Source organism: Bradyrhizobium sp. IAR9, assembly GCF_013408065.1.
Classification (GTDB): Bacteria; Pseudomonadota; Alphaproteobacteria; order Rhizobiales; family Xanthobacteraceae; genus Bradyrhizobium.
In genome coordinates, this window is record NZ_JACBZW010000005.1 from 199,595 (window position 1) to 217,804 (window position 18,210).

General features: G+C 64.7%; 24 protein-coding genes. 13 read left to right on the forward strand and 11 right to left on the reverse strand.

Annotated features, from left to right (window positions below):
- Positions 1-53 precede the first annotated feature (53 nt).
- Positions 54-1,631 carry a Do family serine endopeptidase gene (locus GGD67_RS15725; RefSeq protein ID WP_092256476.1) on the forward strand — a complete coding sequence of 526 codons (1,578 nt, stop codon included), beginning with the start codon at positions 54-56 and terminating at the stop codon, positions 1,629-1,631.
- A gap of 274 nt (positions 1,632-1,905) precedes the next feature.
- Positions 1,906-2,586 (forward strand): response regulator transcription factor, encoded by a 681-nt coding sequence (locus GGD67_RS15730; protein ID WP_038947105.1) that lies wholly within the window; start codon positions 1,906-1,908, stop codon positions 2,584-2,586.
- A 96-nt stretch (positions 2,587-2,682) separates the two neighbouring features.
- Here the strand turns inward: GGD67_RS15730 and GGD67_RS40165 are convergent, their stop codons facing one another.
- Entirely contained in the window at positions 2,683-2,919 is a 237-nt protein-coding gene (locus tag GGD67_RS40165; RefSeq protein WP_179734115.1) for a helix-turn-helix domain-containing protein, read from the reverse strand.
- An 893-nt stretch (positions 2,920-3,812) separates the two neighbouring features.
- Here GGD67_RS40165 and GGD67_RS15740 point away from each other — a divergent pair.
- Complete coding sequence (locus GGD67_RS15740) at positions 3,813-4,634, forward strand: helix-turn-helix domain-containing protein (protein ID WP_018316648.1); 822 nt, start codon at positions 3,813-3,815, stop codon at positions 4,632-4,634.
- Between the two features lie 40 nt (positions 4,635-4,674).
- Positions 4,675-5,499 (forward strand): helix-turn-helix domain-containing protein, encoded by an 825-nt coding sequence (locus tag GGD67_RS15745; protein WP_179734116.1) that lies wholly within the window; start codon positions 4,675-4,677, stop codon positions 5,497-5,499.
- On the opposite strand, the gene GGD67_RS15750 is transcribed toward GGD67_RS15745, so the two are convergent.
- A complete protein-coding gene (locus tag GGD67_RS15750) occupies positions 5,487-6,287 on the reverse strand; it encodes a thioesterase family protein (RefSeq protein WP_026201707.1) in 801 nt (266 codons plus the stop codon). The two genes, GGD67_RS15745 and GGD67_RS15750, sit on opposite strands and share 13 nt — an antisense overlap.
- A 170-nt stretch (positions 6,288-6,457) precedes the next feature.
- On the opposite strand from GGD67_RS15750, the gene GGD67_RS15755 reads away from it, so the two are divergent.
- Positions 6,458-7,123 (forward strand): DsbA family oxidoreductase, encoded by a 666-nt coding sequence (locus GGD67_RS15755; RefSeq protein WP_020508626.1) that lies wholly within the window; start codon positions 6,458-6,460, stop codon positions 7,121-7,123.
- Between the two features lie 7 nt (positions 7,124-7,130).
- Here GGD67_RS15755 and GGD67_RS15760 read toward each other — a convergent pair whose 3' ends face one another.
- The 3 genes from GGD67_RS15760 to GGD67_RS15770 all read right to left on the reverse strand — a co-directional run bounded on the left by GGD67_RS15760 (position 7,131) and on the right by GGD67_RS15770 (position 10,222).
- Positions 7,131-8,294 (reverse strand): GNAT family N-acetyltransferase, encoded by a 1,164-nt coding sequence (locus GGD67_RS15760; protein ID WP_018316644.1) that lies wholly within the window; start codon positions 8,292-8,294, stop codon positions 7,131-7,133.
- A 151-nt stretch (positions 8,295-8,445) separates the two neighbouring features.
- A complete protein-coding gene (gene ccoG, locus GGD67_RS15765; protein WP_179734118.1) occupies positions 8,446-9,873 on the reverse strand; it encodes a cytochrome c oxidase accessory protein CcoG in 1,428 nt (475 codons plus the stop codon).
- A gap of 31 nt (positions 9,874-9,904) precedes the next feature.
- The gene (locus GGD67_RS15770) at positions 9,905-10,222 is read right to left on the reverse strand and encodes a helix-turn-helix transcriptional regulator (RefSeq protein WP_018316642.1); all 318 of its coding nucleotides are present in this window, start codon (positions 10,220-10,222) and stop codon (positions 9,905-9,907) included.
- Positions 10,223-10,316: 94 nt separating this feature from the next.
- Between GGD67_RS15770 and GGD67_RS15775 the strand changes: the two genes are divergently transcribed.
- Genes GGD67_RS15775 through GGD67_RS15785 form a run of 3 tightly spaced genes read left to right on the forward strand, consistent with a single transcriptional unit; the run spans position 10,317 to position 11,598 of the window.
- Complete coding sequence (locus GGD67_RS15775; RefSeq protein ID WP_092258967.1) at positions 10,317-10,745, forward strand: YeeE/YedE family protein; 429 nt, start codon at positions 10,317-10,319, stop codon at positions 10,743-10,745.
- 5 nt (positions 10,746-10,750) lie between these two features.
- Positions 10,751-11,218 carry a DUF6691 family protein gene (locus GGD67_RS15780; protein WP_092258970.1) on the forward strand — a complete coding sequence of 156 codons (468 nt, stop codon included), beginning with the start codon at positions 10,751-10,753 and terminating at the stop codon, positions 11,216-11,218.
- Positions 11,219-11,241: 23 nt separating this feature from the next.
- Positions 11,242-11,598 (forward strand): carboxymuconolactone decarboxylase family protein, encoded by a 357-nt coding sequence (locus GGD67_RS15785; RefSeq protein ID WP_092258973.1) that lies wholly within the window; start codon positions 11,242-11,244, stop codon positions 11,596-11,598.
- 76 nt (positions 11,599-11,674) lie between these two features.
- Here GGD67_RS15785 and GGD67_RS15790 read toward each other — a convergent pair whose 3' ends face one another.
- Together GGD67_RS15790 and GGD67_RS15795 are read right to left on the reverse strand one after the other, a co-directional pair.
- Positions 11,675-12,001, reverse strand: a complete 327-nt coding sequence (locus GGD67_RS15790) for a hypothetical protein (RefSeq protein WP_018316638.1) — start codon at positions 11,999-12,001, stop codon at positions 11,675-11,677.
- Between the two features lie 113 nt (positions 12,002-12,114).
- On the reverse strand, positions 12,115-12,519 hold the full coding sequence (locus GGD67_RS15795) for a hypothetical protein (RefSeq protein WP_179734120.1): 405 nt from the start codon (positions 12,517-12,519) through the stop codon (positions 12,115-12,117).
- A gap of 164 nt (positions 12,520-12,683) precedes the next feature.
- Between GGD67_RS15795 and GGD67_RS15800 the strand changes: the two genes are divergently transcribed.
- Positions 12,684-12,908 (forward strand): hypothetical protein, encoded by a 225-nt coding sequence (locus GGD67_RS15800; RefSeq protein ID WP_018316637.1) that lies wholly within the window; start codon positions 12,684-12,686, stop codon positions 12,906-12,908.
- Between the two features lie 13 nt (positions 12,909-12,921).
- A complete protein-coding gene (locus GGD67_RS15805; RefSeq protein ID WP_246784420.1) occupies positions 12,922-14,958 on the forward strand; it encodes a pyrroloquinoline quinone-dependent dehydrogenase in 2,037 nt (678 codons plus the stop codon).
- Positions 14,959-15,002: 44 nt separating this feature from the next.
- On the opposite strand, the gene GGD67_RS15810 is transcribed toward GGD67_RS15805, so the two are convergent.
- Positions 15,003-15,245, reverse strand: a complete 243-nt coding sequence (locus GGD67_RS15810) for a PilZ domain-containing protein (protein WP_177237215.1) — start codon at positions 15,243-15,245, stop codon at positions 15,003-15,005.
- A 182-nt stretch (positions 15,246-15,427) separates the two neighbouring features.
- On the opposite strand from GGD67_RS15810, the gene GGD67_RS15815 reads away from it, so the two are divergent.
- Complete coding sequence (locus GGD67_RS15815) at positions 15,428-15,721, forward strand: HdeA family protein (protein WP_026201704.1); 294 nt, start codon at positions 15,428-15,430, stop codon at positions 15,719-15,721.
- 137 nt (positions 15,722-15,858) lie between these two features.
- Here GGD67_RS15815 and GGD67_RS15820 read toward each other — a convergent pair whose 3' ends face one another.
- Positions 15,859-16,323 carry a PaaI family thioesterase gene (locus GGD67_RS15820; protein ID WP_018316633.1) on the reverse strand — a complete coding sequence of 155 codons (465 nt, stop codon included), beginning with the start codon at positions 16,321-16,323 and terminating at the stop codon, positions 15,859-15,861.
- Between the two features lie 375 nt (positions 16,324-16,698).
- Between GGD67_RS15820 and GGD67_RS15825 the strand changes: the two genes are divergently transcribed.
- Positions 16,699-16,995 carry a hypothetical protein gene (locus GGD67_RS15825; protein WP_179734122.1) on the forward strand — a complete coding sequence of 99 codons (297 nt, stop codon included), beginning with the start codon at positions 16,699-16,701 and terminating at the stop codon, positions 16,993-16,995.
- Between the two features lie 104 nt (positions 16,996-17,099).
- The gene (locus GGD67_RS15830) at positions 17,100-17,354 is read left to right on the forward strand and encodes a hypothetical protein (protein WP_018316630.1); all 255 of its coding nucleotides are present in this window, start codon (positions 17,100-17,102) and stop codon (positions 17,352-17,354) included.
- Positions 17,355-17,363: 9 nt separating this feature from the next.
- On the opposite strand, the gene GGD67_RS15835 is transcribed toward GGD67_RS15830, so the two are convergent.
- Positions 17,364-17,597, reverse strand: coding sequence for a DUF6894 family protein (locus GGD67_RS15835; protein ID WP_018316629.1), 234 nt, complete (start codon positions 17,595-17,597; stop codon positions 17,364-17,366).
- 153 nt (positions 17,598-17,750) lie between these two features.
- Complete coding sequence (locus tag GGD67_RS15840; RefSeq protein ID WP_026201702.1) at positions 17,751-17,948, reverse strand: hypothetical protein; 198 nt, start codon at positions 17,946-17,948, stop codon at positions 17,751-17,753.
- Between the last annotated feature and the right edge of the window lie 262 nt (positions 17,949-18,210).

Sequence of the window (18,210 nt, forward strand, 5' to 3'; positions counted from 1 at the left end):
TAAGGTGCCGCCATCGGGCACCAAATGGATTTCAAGGCCCTGGAGATCTCCGCATGACCGACCGTCCCGACCTCTCGAACCTTCCGTCCTACCGGCAGCCGCGCCGGTCGGTGTTTTCCGCGCGCAAGTTCGCGCTGATGGCCTCGGTCGTCGCCGGTCTCGGCGCGGCCGTCTATGGCTTCAGCCCCTCGACCTCGCCGGCCGACCTGTTCTCGACCCCGGCGCATGCGCAGGTCAACAACGAGGTCCGCAAGGTCGAACGCCCGGTCGGTTTCGCCGACATCGTCGAGCGTGTGAAGCCGTCGGTGATCTCGGTGAAGGTCAACATCAAGGAGAAGACCGCGAGCAACGACGACGGCGATGATTCCTCCTCGCCGTTCCAGCCGGGCTCGCCGATGGAGCGCTTCTTCCGCCGCTTCGGCGGTCCGGATGGTTTCCCGGGCCTGAAGGGCGGCCGTGGCCGCGTCGTGCAGGGTCAGGGCTCGGGCTTCTTCATCTCGGCTGACGGCTTTGCCGTGACCAACAACCACGTGGTCGACGGCGCCGACAAGGTCGAGGTCACCACCGATGACGGCAAGACCTACACCGCCAAGGTGATCGGCACCGACCAGCGCACCGACCTCGCTTTGATCAAGGTCGAGGGCAGCTCGAACTTCCCGTTCGCCAAGCTCGCCGACGCCAAGCCGCGGATCGGCGACTGGGTGCTCGCGGTCGGCAATCCGTTCGGCCTCGGCGGCACCGTGACCGCGGGCATCGTCTCGGCGAGCGGCCGCGACATCGGCAACGGTCCGTACGACGATTTCATCCAGATCGACGCGCCCGTGAACAAGGGCAATTCCGGCGGTCCCGCTTTCGACACCAACGGCGAAGTGATGGGCGTCAACACCGCCATCTACTCGCCCTCGGGCGGCAGCGTCGGCATCGCGTTCTCGATTCCCGCGAGCACCGTGAAGAGCGTGGTCGCCCAGCTCAAGGACAAGGGCTCGGTCAGCCGCGGCTGGATCGGCGTGCAGATTCAGCCTGTCACCTCCGACATCGCCGAGAGCCTCGGCATGAAGAAGGCCGAAGGCGCGCTGGTGGCGGAGCCGCAAGCGAACGGTCCGGCCGCGAAGGCCGGCATCGAGTCCGGCGACGTGATCACGGCGGTCAATGGCGAGTCGGTCAAGGACGCCCGCGAGCTTGCCCGCACCATCGGCGGCATGGCACCCGGTGCGACCGTGAAGCTCAACGTGCTGCACAAGGGCCAGGACAAGGTCGTGAACATGACGCTCGGCCAATTGCCGAACACGGTCGAGGCCAAGGCCGATAACGACAATGACAGCGGCAAGGGTGCGAGCAAGGGCACCGACGTGCCCAAGCTCGGCATGACCGTTGCGCCCGCCAATTCGGTGGCCGGCGCCGGCAAGGAAGGCGTCGTGGTCACCGAAGTCGATCCGAAGAGCGCCGCGGCCGAGCGCGGCTTCAAGGAAGGCGACGTGATTCTCGAAGTCGGCGGCAAGAGCGTGGCCACCGCCGGCGAAGTTCGCGATGCCATCAACATGGCGCGGACCGACAACAAGAACAGCGTCCTGATGCGCGTGAAGAGCGGCGGCCAGTCGCGCTTCGTCGCGGTGCCCCTCGCCAAGGGCTGAGGCTTCAGGAGGCCTACGAGATGAAGGGTGTCGCCGGCATCAGTCGCCCCCGCCGACGGCGCCCTTCTGGGAAGCAGCGCAACGTTCGCTTCCCCTGTCTACCTTCCGGTGGAATTACGCCCCCCTCCGTCGGAAGGCCTAGGGCGGTGAAGTCCCCCCAGCTTCACCGCCCGCCTTTTTCTCGATGCCAGAGTCTCCCCCTCGGCTTGCATGCGATTGCCGCTCGCGCCATGTTTAGAGAAGGTTGACCTCCTTGACCGCCGCCGAACGCACGATGCGCCTCCTCATCATTGAAGACGACCGCGAATCCGCCGATTACCTCGTGAAGGCGTTTCGCGAAGTCGGACACATTGCCGACCACGCCGCCGACGGCGAGGAAGGCCTCGCCATGGCTGAGAACGGCGATTACGACGTGCTGGTGGTCGACCGCATGCTGCCCAAGCGCGACGGCCTGTCGCTGATCGGTGCGCTGCGCGACCAGGACAACACGACGCCGGTGCTGATTCTCTCCGCGCTCGGACAGGTCGACGACCGCATCAAGGGCCTGCGCGCCGGCGGCGACGACTATCTGCCAAAACCCTATTCCTTCGCCGAGCTGCTGGCCCGGGTCGAGGTGCTGTCGCGCCGCCGCGGGGGACCTGCCGAGGACACGCTCTACCGCGTCGGCGATCTCGAGCTCGACCGGCTCTCTCATCGCGTCGCCCGCGGCAAGGACGAGCTGACGCTGCAGCCGCGCGAATTCCGCCTGCTCGAATATCTGATGAAGCATGCCGGCCAGGTGGTGACGCGCACCATGCTGCTCGAGAACGTCTGGGACTATCATTTCGATCCGCAGACCAACGTGATCGACGTGCACATTTCGCGGCTGCGCTCCAAGATCGACAAGGGCTTCGAGCGGCCGCTGCTGCACACGATCCGCGGCGCCGGGTACATGATCCGTGACGGAATAAGATAAGATGCGGTACCTACTGCAGTTCTTCAGTGGGCTTGGTTCTTGATTGCCAATTTCTTACCGAATCCTTTTGCCGTTGGCTCAAAATAGAAGCCCCGCCTAAGCGGGGCTTTCTACAATCGGCTTCCGGGCGTCGGGCAGTGTTCCCAGCCACACTCTCAAATCTTCGGGCAAGATGATCGTGCGCCTCCCGTGCTTCTTAGCCCTAAGTTTGCCGGCGCTGATCGCTTCGCGAATGGAAGTCAATCCGATCCCGGTGAGGGCGCTTGCCTCCTCAGGTGACACCGCGAATCGTTCCGAGAGCGGTACCTCACCCTTCTGTCCGAATTCGTTCATCTCAAAGCTCGATCTTTTGCGGAGTCACGACAGTGTGGCGGATCCAATCGGCTTACGCTTCGACCTATGTTGCCAACGCTGGTGCCTGCTTGGTTCGCCTACAGTGCGGTTGACGGCCATGAAGCACTGCAAACATTATTTCTGTTGGTGGCTCAACACCAAGGAAAGCAAACTTGCTGCACCGTGCGCCTAGATCGCGATGGATACGTCATCCTGATACGGCTCGCCGCTACTACGTCGAACGGATCATATTCGTGTTATCATCGCATCTGTCGAGCTAAATCATCGTCAGCGTGGCAGCCCATTGTGCGGAGGTGCATTGCGAACTTCGCGGCACCACGTCAGATTCCCCTGTAAGGAACACCAGCACACACTTCGAGCGCGTCTGAAAACGTTGAACGAAGCAAAATATGCGCCGGCCTTGGCTATGCCGGACACGCACCACTAGCTTTCTTCTTCACCGAAGGTGGTGGACGACCTTTCCGGTAATTGGCTGCAATCGAACATCGATTGCTGGAGTCAGCTCGAACTCTCCAATGATGGACTGGACTGATCCGCGCTAGCTCACGTTGCCTGGTACTGGATGAAGTCGACCTGCGGCCGACCTTACGGAGTAAACGTGCTCCAGGTCGCGTGTTCGCTCGTAAGTCTAGCAATGGCGAGAGGCACCCTTCCTAGTGGGGCGATCAGTGATTGGTTCTTATTCCCGCTACCAATCGGCTCGGCCTAAATATTTATTCGTGTGAGAAGTTGTTCTTGGGGTTGTTGGTATTTCTGTTGGTATGGGCCAGACCCGTCGCAAACAAACGCAACGATTTCAGTTAGCTAGGTGCCAATATCCGTTACCTCGTGGGTAATGGAAGGGCCGAAATCGGCATGATAGGTTTCTGGTCATGAACGCACATGCATCCACGGCACAAGCCGACCGCAGCCAGCCGGTTCACATCGGCGACCATTTGCGCGAATGGCGGCAGCGCCGCCGCATGAGCCAGCTCGATCTCGCGGGCGAGGCCGAAATTTCGGCGCGTCACCTAAGCTTCGTCGAGACCGGCCGCGCCGCGCCCTCGCGCGACATGGTGCTGCGGCTTGCCGAGCGTCTCGACGTGCCCTTGCGCGAACGCAACGTGCTGCTGGTCGCCGCCGGCTATGCGCCCGCGTTTCAGCAGCGCCCGCTGGAGGACCCGGCCTTGAAATCAGCCCGCCAGGCGATCGACCTCGTGCTCAGGGCGCATGAGCCCAATCCCGCGCTCGCGGTGGACCGGCACTGGAACCTGGTATCGGCGAACCGCATGGTGGCGCCGCTGCTCGACGGCATTCCGCAGCGGCTGCTCGGCCAGCCCTTCAACGTGCTGCGGCTCGCCTTTCATCCCGAGGCGCTGGCGCCGCGCACGGTCAATCTCGCGGAGTGGTGCGGCCATCTTTTGGAGCGTCTGCACCGCCAATGCGAGGTGACGGCCGATCCTGAGCTGATCAAGCTCTACAACGACCTCAAGAGCTATCCGATCCCGGCGCGGACGGGGCCGCTGTCGAGCGACAACGTCGCGATCCCGTTCAAGCTGCGTCACGGCGGTGAAATCCTGAGCTTCTTCTCCACCACCATGGTGTTCGGCACGCCCGTCGACATCACCCTGTCGGAGCTGGCGCTGGAGACCTTCTTCCCGGCGGACGAGCGCACCGCCGAACGGCTGAAGCAGATGGCGGCCGGGCTGCCATAGCGCCGTTTACAGGCAGCAGCGATCCCCGCATAATCCGTCGATGGACACACGCTCGTTTCGGCGATTGCGCCCGGCCAATCCCGTCGGCGATCTCTTGCGCGCCTGGCGCATGCGCCGGGCGTTGAGCCAGGCGGAATTGGCATTCGAGGCCGGCATTTCGGTCAAGCATCTGAGCTATGTCGAGACCGGCAAGGCGGCGGCAAGCCGGGACATTCTGCTGCAACTCGCATCCGCTCTCGATTTGTCGCTTCGCGACCGCAACGCGCTGCTCGAGGCCGGCGGCTTCGCCCGGCAATATGGCGAGCGCGATCTTACCGCGCCCGAGCTTGCCGATGCGCGCCGGGCCATCGATCTTCTGCTGCGGCGGCACGAGCCGTTTCCCGCGATCGTCACCGACCGGCGTTGGAACGTGATGCAGGCCAACCGTGCCGCATCGCGCCTGATGACGATGCTGCTCGGACCTGAGCGCATGCAGCGGCCGCTCAATCACATGCGCATGTTCCTGGCGCCGAACGAGCTCAAGCCGTTCGTCGAGAACTGGACCATGGTGGCCGCGGCTCTGCTGTCGCGCGCGCGCCATGAGGCAATGGCCGCGCCGCTCGACGAAGCCTTGCAATCGACCTGGCGCGAATTGATGCGGCTGCCGGAGCTTCCCGCGCTTGGGATCGAGGACAACGCCGCGCCGGGGCCGCTCTGCGAGGTGCGCCTGCGCAAGGGCGACGCCGGCGTCTCACTGATCGGCGCGGTTTTGACTTTAGGCACGCCGCAGGACGTGACGCTGCAGGAGCTTCGCGTCGAGATGTTCATGCCCGTTGATGCCGCCTCCGAGGCGACCCTGGTCGCGCTTGCGGCTCAAGATGCCTGAGCTTGCGCGGCCTCACGCCGCTCGAAGCTCATGGCCTGCATCACCTCGGCAAACGGACCCTTGAGATCGCTCAAGGTCGCCGTGGTGAGGCCGGCGCCGTTGGCGCCAACGCGCGTGGCGGCGCGGATCAGGATCCATTCGCTCTCGGGCGGACGGAAGAAGTAAAGGCTGATCTCGGGATTGATGAAGGTCCAGTCGCGCATGTCGACGATCTGCGCGACCCCGCTGGCGAAATCCGCGGCCTGCACCGCCTGGAGCAGCGGCGTGTTCGGCTCGCCCTCGACCAGCGCCGCGTCAAGCCGCATCCAGGCCGCCGCCGGGCCCGGCTTCTCCAGCGCGCCCTCGATCAGCCGCACCGACACGTTCTGGAAATAGCGGCTCCATTTCTGCGCGAAGGCCGGCGGCGGGCTGCCCGCCTCGGGCGCCTTGTCGAGCGCCATGGGGCTCGCAAAGGGATCGGTGGGGGATTCCCCGCTCGGCGCCGTCAGCAGCGCCGTGCAGCGGCCGATCTCGGTCTCGCCGTCCATCAGCCGCACCTGCAAGGTCTTGGCCTTGCGGCCGTCGCGCAGCAATTCGCTGACGGGCCTGAAGGCGCGCAGGCCCGCCGGTCGCCACAGATCGAAGGTCAGGCGTCGCACAACAAAGCCGGATTCGACGGCAAGACGCTCGACCTCGCGGGTCATCAGGGCAGTGGTGGCGCTTCCCTGCAGCATGTCCGGAGACCAGGGACCGCCGGCATGCTCCGTAGCCCGGAACTGTTGGCCTTCCGGCCTGAAAATGGCGCTCATCGCGGTCTCCTCTCGGACTTGATTGTGGCCGCGAGTATCGGGGCGGGGTGCAGCGGTCACAATAACCGCAGAGGTGAAGTCGTGAGCCATGCAGGACCGGCGGCTTGCGCCGCCCCCGGTTCGGCTTATCTTCCGGCGAACCCGTGACCCGCCCGAAGGAGGCGCCTGACATGAGCACGCTGAAACCGCTCCAGATCGATGTCGTCTCCGACGTGGTGTGCCCCTGGTGCTATATCGGCAAGCACCGGATCGAGAGTGCGCTGGCGCTGGTGCCGGACGTTCCGGTCAAGCTCAATTTCCGCCCGTTCTTCCTCAATCCCTGGGTGCCGCGCGAGGGCATCAGCCGCGAGGCCTATCTCACCCAGAAGTTCGGTTCGGTCGAGGCCTATAAGGGCATTGCCGGACGCGTCGTTGCGGCCGCGAGCGAGGAGGGCCTTCTCTACAAGCCCGAGCTGGTGGCGCGGCAGCCCAACACCACCGACTGCCATCGCCTCATCCTGTGGGCGGAAGCGATCGGCAAGGCGCCCGAGATGAAGCAGCGCCTGATGGAGCTGTATTTCCGCGACGGCGGCGATCTCACCGATGTGAACGTGCTGGTGCAGGCGGCCGCCGATGTCGGCCTCGACGCCGAGGACGTGCGCCGGCGCCTTGCCACCGACGAAGACGTTGCGCGCGTCTCGGCCGATGCGCAGGAGGCGGCCGAGAAGGGAATTTCCGGCGTACCGACCTATGTGTTCGCGCAGAAATATGCCGTCTCCGGTGCTCAGGACCCGAACCTGCTCGCGCGCGCCATCCGCCAGGTCTCGGAGGAGATCAACGCCCAGGCGGCGGAGTAGCTTTCGCTTATTTGCGGAGCCGGCGGACCACGTGTCGCGCGCCCTCGTGCGCGGCATTGAGTCCGGCTAGTGCTGCGTGAATCAGCGCCACGACCGGATCGTGCCGCCGCAGCGGGATCAGAACGTCGCCGACCGCGAAGCGCCCGCGCCAGATCGGGTTGATCATGGGGTGATCGGCGCTCGCGGTGGAATCCGCGCTGGTGATGGCGGGATCGGCGCAGAGGTGGCGAGTGAGATCGAGCGTCAGCTGCACGCCCGGCGAATATCTTGCAAAGCGCTCGTCGATGCCGAGCTTGAAGAAGAAGGCGCGATCCTGGTGGCGCAGCACGATGCCCGCGGCCACCGGTGTCGTCCCGGCGCGAAGCGTGACGATCTCGCACTGCGCGGTCTCCGCCAGCGCCGGCACCGCGCGGCGAATGAAGGTCGCATCGCCGGCATGCTGAACCAGCGCGGTGCCGCGCTTGCCCTTCCAGCCGCTGGCTTCGAGCTGCAGGAATGTTTCGAGCGCGGGCCCGATCTCGTCAGGCCGGCGTGCGACGTCGAATGTAACAGGGCCGTGCTCTTCGAGGCGGTGGCGTTGTCGGCGCAGCTCCTTGAGCTTCTTGGTGCCCAGTGCGTCGCGCAGCAGCGTCTCGGCATCCTGCGTCGCATCGAGGCTGGCGCGGATGTAGGAGGAAAGGACGCGCGGCCTCAGGCCGTCGCGGATCAGGACCTGCTCGAGCGCAGTCATCGCGGCGCCGTCGAGCGCGACGTCGTTCAGCACGAGCGCATGCGCGCCGGCCTCGCGTGCCCGCTGCAACAGCTGCGTGGCCGCCTCGATCGGGGCGTCGCGGTCGATCAGCGGGCTGCACAGCGTGCCGTAGGGATGCGCGCTCACCAGCGCGGGCAGGGGAATCTTCAGGGCGTGCCACAGCGGGACCACCGGCATCAGCCCGATCAGCCGCGTCGACGTGCCGTCGAATGCGGGCAGGGCCGAGGCGTTCGTGCGGCCGCGCGCGGTGGCGCTGACGGCGAGCTCCCAGGCGGGCAGGTAATATCCGTTCGGCTCGATCGCCCGCTGCGCGAGCGCGCGCCATTGGCCAGGATCGATCGCCGCGAGCGGGACGCGCGCCGCCGTGGCATCCTCTGCCGATGCCGCATGGATCGCTGCCTGCTGCGCGATATCGACCACGTCCCCTCGTCCCGTTCACGCGGGCAAATGCCGCGTCACGTGGTCATGCTTAGCGCAAAGATTGGAAAATACCGTTGGGAAGCGGCTCCAATTCGAACGGTAATGTTAACGTTTCGTTGAGCATCCTGCGCCGGATTGCTCAACGCAGACCTTACTTGTCGCCGGGCAGGAAGTGATCACGGGCGCTTGCCCGTCCACCGCCGGCGGTATCGGTTATCGTGACCTCGACATCGCGCGAGGTCTTCGGCAGATCGGCAGGCCCGACCTGCACCGACAGTCTGACCTCGCGGGTCTGGTCCTGTCCGACCTCGACGACGGGAGCGGCTTCGATGCCCGCAATCCGAATGTTCGCGCCGGGCAGCCCGGAGACCTCGATCGCAAACGATCGCTGTGCGCCCTTGTTGAGGATGCGCACGGTGTAATCGTTACGCACGCCGCCGTCCGAGAGCTGAACGAACAGAGGATTGCGCTCGTGCAGCACGTTGACGTCCATGGTCGCGCGCGTGGCGAGGGTGTAGACCATGATGGTGCCGACGATGCCAATGGCTGCGGTATAGATCAGCGTGCGCGCGCGAACGATGCGATAGATCGGCGGCTTGCCTTCGCGCCGGCGCTGCATGTTGATGTCGGTGTCGTAGCCGATCAGGCCCTTGGGCCGGCCGATCTCGCGCATGACGTTGTCGCAGGCATCGATGCAGAGGCCGCACTGGATGCAGCCGAGCTGGATGCCGTGGCGGATGTCGACGCCGGTCGGGCAGACGTTGATGCATTGGTGGCAGTCGACGCAATCGCCGGCGAAATCACCGTGGGCGCGGGCGGCTTCCGCCTTCTTCACCGACATGCGCGGCTCGCCGCGGTCGCGGCGATAGGTGACGTTGAGGGCCCATTCGTCGGTCAGGGCCGCCTGGATGCGCGGCCACGGGCACATGTAGATGCACATCTGCTCGCGGGCGTGGCCGGCAAAGACATAGGTCGTTGCGGTCAGAATACCGATCCAGAGATAGGCGATGAGCGGCGCCTGGAAGGTAGCGAGCTCCTTCACCAGCGTCGGAGCGTCGTCGAAATACAGCACCCAGGCGCCACCGGTCCACCAGGCGATCATGATCCAGAGGAAGTGCTTGAGCGCGACCTTTCGGATGTGGTCGAACGTCCAGTAGCGCTTGTCGCCCTGCATGCGCTCGCGCCGGTCACCTTCGACCCAGCGCTCCACGGCATAGAACAAATCGGTCCACACCGTCTGCGGGCACAAATAGCCGCACCACAGCCGCCCCGCGACTGCGTTCATCAGGAACAATGCCATCGCCGCGATGATGAGCAGGCCGGTGAAGTAATACACTTCCTGCGGCCACAGCTCGATGAAGAAGAAATAGAAGCGGCGATGCGGCAAGTCGATCAGCACGGCCTGGTCGGGCAGGCCTGGTCCGCGATTCCAGCGCACGAACGGCAGGAGATAATAGATCCCGAGCGTGACGCAGAGGATCGCCCATTTGATGCGGCGGAACGGCCCGTGGACCGATTGCGGATAGACCTTCCTGCGCTTCTCGTAGAGAGGTCCTTCGATGAAGGTGTCGTCGGTCATGCCGCGCTCCCGCATTTGCGCCGGCGAAGTTTTAGGGTGCGCAGAAGAGGCGGTACAGCGTCTCCAGCACCACGCGGACTTCCCGGCTCGCGATGCTGTAGTATATCGTCTGGCCGTCCCGCCTGGGTTTGACCAGGCTCAATGCGCGCATCTTGCCGAGATGCTGCGATAGCGCCGCCGAGGACAGGCCCGCGATCTCGGCGAGTTCGCCGACGGACTTTTCGCCCTCCAGCATGTTGCAGAGAACAAGCAGGCGCTTGGGATTGCCCATGGCGGTGAGGAGGCGGGAGGCCTCTTCGGCCTTCTCCTCCAGAGCGATCAATTCCTGATTGCGGGGCTTGCGATTCATGGTCGGCCTATATATTAGTGTATTCGAAAATAAGAAACAACTGAAATAAAGGTATTCGCCGCCCGTGAAGGGCGCTCTCGGTCCGGAGGGTCGAATGGTTGCAACGTCTTTCACGCCAATGGCTTCGCTTGTGGGCGGCGTGCTGATCGGCCTGTCCGCCGTTCTGCTGATGTGGGCGAAGGGACGGGTCGCCGGCGTCAGCGGCATCGCGGCACGGTTGTTTCCGCCCTATGAGGACGGCGAGTTCGCCGGTCGGCTCGCCTTCGTCGCCGGCCTTGTCGCCGCGCCCGTGCTGGTGCGGCTCGCCACGGGAAGCCTGCCGTCGCAGACGATCGAGGCGGGAACGGCAATCCTGATTGTCGGCGGCCTGCTCACCGGCTTTGGCTCGGTGTGGGGCAGCGGCTGCACCTCCGGCCACGGCGTCTGCGGCCTGTCGCGGCTCTCCACGCGTTCGCTGGTCGCGACCGTGACCTTCATGGCAGCCGGCATGGCGACCGTCTTCCTGACGCGGCATTGGAGCTGACGCCGATGGCCATTCTCGTTCAATTCGTGATCGGCCTGATCTTCGGTCTCGGCCTCATCGTCTCCGGCATGTCCGACCCGGCGAAGGTTCTGAACTTCCTCGACGTCGGCGGCATCCCGGCGGGGACATGGGATGCGAGCCTTGCCTTCGTGATGGCCGGCGCGGTGGCGGTGACCTTCATCGGCTTCAATCGCGTCCTGCGGCGCGCCCGTCCGTTCTTTGCCGAACGATTTTTCCTCCCGACGCGAAACGATATCGATCCCAGAATCGTCGCAGGTCCGGCGATCTTCGGTATCGGCTGGGGATTGGCCGGCTTCTGTCCGGGGCCGGCGCTGACCGCGCTCGGGTTCGGGTCTTCTTCGGCCTTCATCTTCGTCGCGGCGATGTGTGCCGGTATGGTGCTCGCACGCTTTGTCGCCCACCTGCCGTCGCTGACGCGCTTCGTCGCGCCGGCCGATCCGCTCGAAACCTGAAGTCACTGCAGAGAGTAAAGATCATGGACAAGAACTACCCCGACATCGTCAGGCAAATCTCCGCCAACATGCGCAAGCTGCGGAGCGACATTCCCGAGACCATGAAGGGATTTTCCGCACTCGCCCAGGCTGCCACGCACGAGGGTGCACTGGACAAGAAGACGAAGGAGCTGATCGCGCTGGCGCTCGGTGTCGCCGCGCGTTGCGACGGCTGCATCGGCTTTCACACCGAAGCCCTCGTCAAGCTCGGCGCGACGCGTCAGGAGGTCGAGGAGACGCTCGGCATGGCCGTCTACATGGGCGGCGGACCGTCGCTGATGTACGCCGCCGATGCGATCGCGGCCTTTGAGCAGTTTCAGCAGCAATCGGTCGCCGCCTGACTTGGCGATCTGATGAATCACGCGACGGGACCGGGCGAGTTGTCTCGTCCGGTCCCGTCCGTGCTCGATCTATCAACTACCAGCGGTCGCCGACACCGACGCCCACGCTGACGCCGGGTGTCCGGATGCCGACGCCGGCACGCGGACCATCGTCCCAGTCGCGATAGGTGCGTCGCTCATAATAGCGATCGCGCGGCATGGTCGCGTAGGAGTCGCGCACGATCACGCGCGAGCCGCCGCGGGTGCGGTAGCAATTGCCGGCGTCGTCGCAGACAAGCCGGACTTCCTGAATGAGATCGGGGTTCGTGTATTCGCTGGTCGAATAGATGTCCGCCGCCTTGGCACCGGTTGCCGCGGCCAGCGCGCCGACACCCGCCAACAGCGCAATCGTAAATGTCTTCATCGTGTCCTCCACCGAAACTGCCCTCGGCGGTAACAAGAAGGGGAGGCGGCGATCGTTCCCGGTTGCGATGCTGGTTTTTCCCGGAACCGGAGCTTTGTTACGCAGATTCGCTGCTAGATCGGCTCGTAGGTTTCCGTTCCGCAGATGTCCTCGGCTTCTGCCCGGCGGCGGTCGACCACTTTTCCGCCTGATATCGTCACGATGTAGCTCTGGGCGCCGAGCGAGGTGCCGGTCGCAGAGGTGAGCTGGGCCCGGACGCAGGCGGTCCAGCCCGGCCCGCGCACCTCGCGGTGGGGCGCAGCGACGTGCACCTCGCGCGGATAGGAGGTGGCAAGGAAGACGACGTCGATCTGCTCGCGCACCACGCGCTTGACGTCGGGGGCGGGTTCAGGCGGCGGCTGCTCGGTTTCCTTCAGGCGCATGAATTCCGGCACCGGCGCGCGGCTGTCGGCAAAGCCGCAGGCGCCGAGCGCGAGCGCGCCGGCGAGCAGCGCCGCATGAGCAATGATCCGTAACATCCGTGAAGGTCCCCTGCGGGCCAACAGATAGGCAGGAATGCGATCCGGCGAAGTCCCCGGCGATCAAGATTTGCTGAAGTCTCCAGGAGGTCTTGGAACTCGCGGCATTTCATATTCCGGAATTGCAGGCTAAGTTTGTACCCCAGACGAGGGGGGTTGCATCAATGAGGATTTTGGTCATCGCGGCTGCGGTCATGGCGCTGACGGTTGCATCGGCGCAGGCGCAGGGCCGGCGGCCACCCAATGAGGCAGCTAAACCGGCGGACAACAAGCCCAAGGTCGACGAGAAAGCCTACAAGGCCGCGCTTGAGCGCATTCCCGAGCCCAAGGACAAGTACGACCCGTGGGGCGGGGCCCGCCCGAGTGAACCCGCCAAGAAGCCGAAATAGGGCGAGGCGAGCGTTGCGGACCGGCCTGCGATTTCCGATCGGGCTCGTTGCGCTGCTGCTGATTGTCGTGCGGCCAAGCGCGGCCTGGGAGAGTTGGGGCGGCGACGCCGGCGGCTCGCGCTTCTCGCCACTGCAACAGATCACGCCCGACAATGTCGGCAATCTGGTTCGGGCCTTCGAATTCCGCACCGGCGATCTCGCGGTGCGCCCGCCGGAGGTGATGCGGCGAACCAAATTCCAGGCAACGCCGCTGTTCGTCGAGGACAGTCTGATCTTCTGCTCGCCCTTCAACGAGGTGATTGCGCTCGATCCCGGCTCGGGCGCGCAGAAATGGCGTTATGATCCGAAGATCGCGACCAATCAGCGTCCCGCCAATCGCTACGTCTGCCGCGGCGTCACCCATTGGACCGACGATGAGGCGCCCGCGAATGCCGCCTGTCGGTCGCGCATTTTCATGGGCACGAACGACGTCCGCCTGATCGCGCTCGATGCGAAGACGGGAATTCCCTGTGCCGGTTTCGGCAATAGTGGCGAGGTGAAGCTCGATATCGGTATTGCCCTGGAATGGCCCGGCGAGTTCCAGATCACCTCGCCGCCCGCCGTTGGCCGGGGTGTCGTCGTGGTCGGCTCCTCGATCTCCGACAACCGACGCGTCGATGCGCCGAGCGGCGTCGTACGGGCGTTCGATGCGCGCACCGGCCGGGCGCGCTGGAGCTTCGAGCCGCTCAAGCGTGACGGCATCGAAGCCGGGCACGGCAATGTCTGGGCGCCGATGTCGGTCGACACGGCGCGCGGCCTGGTGTTCCTGCCGACGTCCTCGCCGTCGCCGGATTTCTGGGGCGGCAAGCGGCCGGGCAACAACGAGCATGCCAATTCTGTGGTCGCATTGCGCATCGAGACCGGTGAGCTCGCATGGGCATTCCAGACGGTGCATCACGACGTCTGGGATTACGATCTGGCGGCGCAGCCGACGCTTGCGCGCCTCGATGCGGGAGACGGCCAGCGCGACGTCGTGATCCAGCCGACCAAGCAAGGTTTTGTCTTCGTGCTCGACCGCGACAGCGGCAAGCCGGTCTGGCCGGTGGAAGAACGCGCGGTGCCGCAGGGCGGCGCGGAAGGGGAAACGTTGTCGCCGACGCAGCCATTTCCGACGCATGTGCCGGCGCTGACATCACAGGCGATCTCGACCGACGACGCGCTCTCGCTGTTGCCGGAACTGCGCCCCTCGTCCTGCGAGCGCCTGTTCACGGAGGCGCGCAACGAGGGTCTGTTCACGCCGCCTTCCGTGCGGGGCACGCTGGAATTTCCCTTCACCGGCGGCGGCGTGAACTGGGGCAGCGCGGCCTTCGATCCGGTCCACCAGATTCTCTACGCCAACACCGGGCGCGCCGTTCATCTCATCAGGCTGATCCCGCGCACGGAGGCTGCCGGATTCAATCCGCCGCCGGGGCATGATTTCGGCCAGCAGCGCGGCGCGCCGTTTGCGATGTCGCGCGCGGTGGCGATGTCGCCGCTCGGTCTGCTCTGCAACAAGCCGCCCTGGGGCGAGATGGTTGCGGTCGATCTGAAGGCCGGCAAGATCCTCTGGCGTTCGACCGTCGGCACCACCGAAGATCTGGCGCCGCTCGGCGCGCCGCTGCCCTGGGGCGCGCCTCTCGTCAACGGAGTGGCGGTCACGGCAGGCGGCCTCGTCTTCACCGGCGCGATGGATGCTTATCTGCGCGCCTTCGATGCGCGAAGCGGCAAGGAACTGTGGCAGGGACGGCTGCCGGTGCCCGGCGTCGCCAATCCCATGACCTATCTGTGGAAGGGCGAGCAATATGTCGCGATCGGCGCCGGCGGCCACTCCGAAGTCGGCACCTCGATCGGCGACAGCGTGGTCGCGTTCCGCCTGGCGCGGCCGGGCGAGGCGCCGACATTGTGGTCGCGCACCATCGATCGTCCCGGTGGACGATTTTTCGGAGCATCCGCGGCGATCGGAATCGCAATCGCCGCGCTCGTGATCGCAAGCCTGCGCTGGCGTCGCCGTCGTCGTATCACGCAATCATAATCGTGTTGTGGATGCGATGCGAACGTTCGTTCACATCGCGCGCGCTATTGCACGAAGGCGAGGCCGACGCGCTTGTCACTGCGCCAAACTGTGCGACAATTCCGCACGAAATCGTCGCGCGCGATCGATAGCGTGAACGATTGCGGCAATGTGACGGGGGTGTCGAGGTCGATCGCCGCGCCGCCCGCCGACATGTTTCGCACGGTGCAGGGGATGCCGCTGCTTTCGAAGGTGATCGTTCCACCCTTGAAAACACGGTGCCGCTGCGCTGCACGCTTCTCGATCATCCGCGTTGGTCCAACATGATGATTGTGAAGTAATGCATAGAAATTACGTTGAACTAAACTCAATACTGGCGCTACTTGCACAGCGCTTCAGACTTCGTTTACGACGTTGACGCGGAGAATCTCTCCGCCGACTTTCCCCACACGCACTTCTTTTATGGCGCTACGCGCCGATGGAGATACTGATGAAGACCACGCTTTCGATTTTGCTCGCCGCCGCGTTCTCGCTGTCGTCGATGCCCGCCCACGCCGTCAAGTGGGACCTTTCGACCATGAGCTGCAAGCAGTTCCTCGAGAGCGGCGAAGACAACATCCAGGTCGTGCTGACCTGGATGGACGGCTGGTACAAGGGCGACGAGGACAACGCGATCATCGACACTGACGTGTTCATCGAGAACGCCAAGAAGTTTGGTGCCTATTGCGGAAAGAATCCGACCGCCAGCATCGTCACCGCAGCCGACGAAGTGCTCGGCAAGTAATCTTTGAAGCCACCTTTGAAGCTTGCCGACTGAAGCGCGGACGCAATCGTGCTTTCCGTCTCTCGCTTTGATGAAAACGTCATCGAGAGCCGCGGTGCGCTTTGCGCCCACGCGGCTCTCTTCTTTTGAGATGCTGCTCAGCCCGGCAGCATCGCGAACGCGCTCGATACCATCGCGATCGGTTTGTTGTCGGTCGCCGAGAGCAGCGTGACGCGGCCAAAGCTCATGGTGCGCCCGAGCCGCACCACGCGCGCGTCCGCCAGCACGTCCGACGAGGAGGCCGCGCGCATGAAATGCGTGGTCTGGTCGACCGTGGTCATGGGGCGGTAGCCGCGATTGGCCGCGAGGTTCGCGATCACCATCGCGGTGTCGGCGAGCGCCATCAGGGCCTGGCCGCAGACCATGCCGCCGTTCCGGCACAAGCGCTCCGAAAACGGCATGCGCAGGAGTGCGCCGGGCTGCCAGTCCGGCGCATCCGCCGGCTGCACGTGCTCGAGGCGCTCGACCGCGAGATTGAGATCCTGGACCCAGGGCGCAATAATCTCGCCGAGGATGCGTCTGGCGTCGGAGAGGCCGAATTCGGTGTCTGGCTGCATTTGCATTGCTGGCGCGCTCTCCTGTATTGCCGGATGTTTCGGCCCATTGTGCGCGCATCGGCGCGGCAAAGTCACCCGGTCTGGGGCCGGTCCCATCGGCTTGAAAATGCCTGACTTGGCCCGATATGATGGCTTGCTCGGGGTATGGGTGGATGATGTTGCGTCGGTGTGTCCTCCTCTTTTGTATGGCCGCGCTCGGCCTCGCGCTGAGCGGGTGCACCAAATGCGGTCCGATCTGGGACGACTGGCTGCATGCGCCGAAATCGTGCAGATCGGATCGGCTCTAGGGGGCCCCGGACGGTCTCGGCGGTCGCGACCGGCCGCGACAAGGATGACCAGGCGCGGCGAACCGTGCCTCCATGGATGATCAAGGAGTAGACGATGAAGCTTTTCCGTTTGGCCGCGGTGCTGGCCGTGCTGGCGGGACCTGCCTATGCGCAAATGCCCAATCTGAATTTGCTGCAGGACGCCCCGAGCAAGACCCCCGAGGAAAAGGCCGCGGAAGCCGAGCGTGACAAGGCCTATAAGGAAACGCTGAAGAAGATCCCGGATTCCAAGACGTCCAACGATCCCTGGGGCGGCATGCGCGCCGATCCGCCGAAGCAGCCGGCGGTGCCGAAGGCCTCGGCTGCAACCAGCGCGCCGAAGAAGTCCAAGAGCGGCACCGCCGCCAACTGACCGCAGCTCCGTATGGGGGCAGCACAACGCCTTCGGGACGGGACTCCTCTTCGTCCGGCCCACGCCCTACATTGGGCTGAGCGTAGCGCGTAGAGGAGGAGGACATGGCCGATCGTCCGCGGGATCTCGCCGAGCGGATGGCGGGCCGGCGCAAGATCGCCGGCAAGCCGGGCCAAACGGTCGGCGACGGCTATCTGCGCGAGACCTTCACGCTGCCGCGCGCGGCGGCACGGGAAAGGGCGCAGGCCTTCTTCGCCCGCTACCCCAAGGCCGGCTATATGAGCGCGGTCGAGACCTGGCGCGAGCTGCCCGGCGGCGACATCGAATTTACCATGCGGCGGCTGCCCAGCGCGGATTGAAGCTGCTTGCTAGTCGAGGGTTTCGGCAACGATGCGGATCCGGAACACGGGCTCCTTGGCCTCGTCCAGCAGCTCCATGTGCCATTCGGAATTTTCCTGGAGCTTGCGGGCAATGCCGGCGGTCATGTCGGCGCAGACATTGGTCATCTCTTTCCAGGCCGAATCGCGATCGGCGAATTCCGTCGCCTGGTCCGCGCAGCCCGAATAACGGCCATTCCGGATTCGAAAGAAATACAATGGCATGGCTGGCACCGATCGCGCGCGTGATGGCCTTGCCCCCAGGGCCATGAGCGCGCGCAGTCCAATCCCAAACCACTGTCAGATCAATTCCGGGCGGCTACGGATGATGTTCCGCCGCCAGCCGCGGCGGCACAAGGCGCCATCCGACGCCGACCTTCATCCGGCCGGTTCAGTCGGCCCGGCCGATCGCTTCAGCTCCCGATCGATGCGCAGCTGCACGCGCCGGATCGCCAACAGATCGATTTTCGTCTCGGTCTTGCCGGTCTTGACCTGCTCGCCGATGCGGAACTGCCATTGCCAGATTCCGGGAATCGCCGTCTTGGCGACAGTGAATTCGATGCCCCTGTGATTCATGGCGACCTCCCCACGTTCACTCTCCATGTCTGCAAACATGTTGGGCGTCCCAATATTCCGGAGACAAGCAAATTCTGTCGGTAAGCCCCGGATAGTTCGGGGATATCTCGAAAGCGCGCGTGCGCCGAAACAAGCGGAGCCGGCTTTCGAAAGACGCCGGGCCGTGAGACAGTAAGGCTGTCGCATACCCGTGGTTCTCCGACCATGAACAAAGTTCCTGGGCTGCACCCGGCTGCGCCGGTACGCCGATCGGACGGGGCCG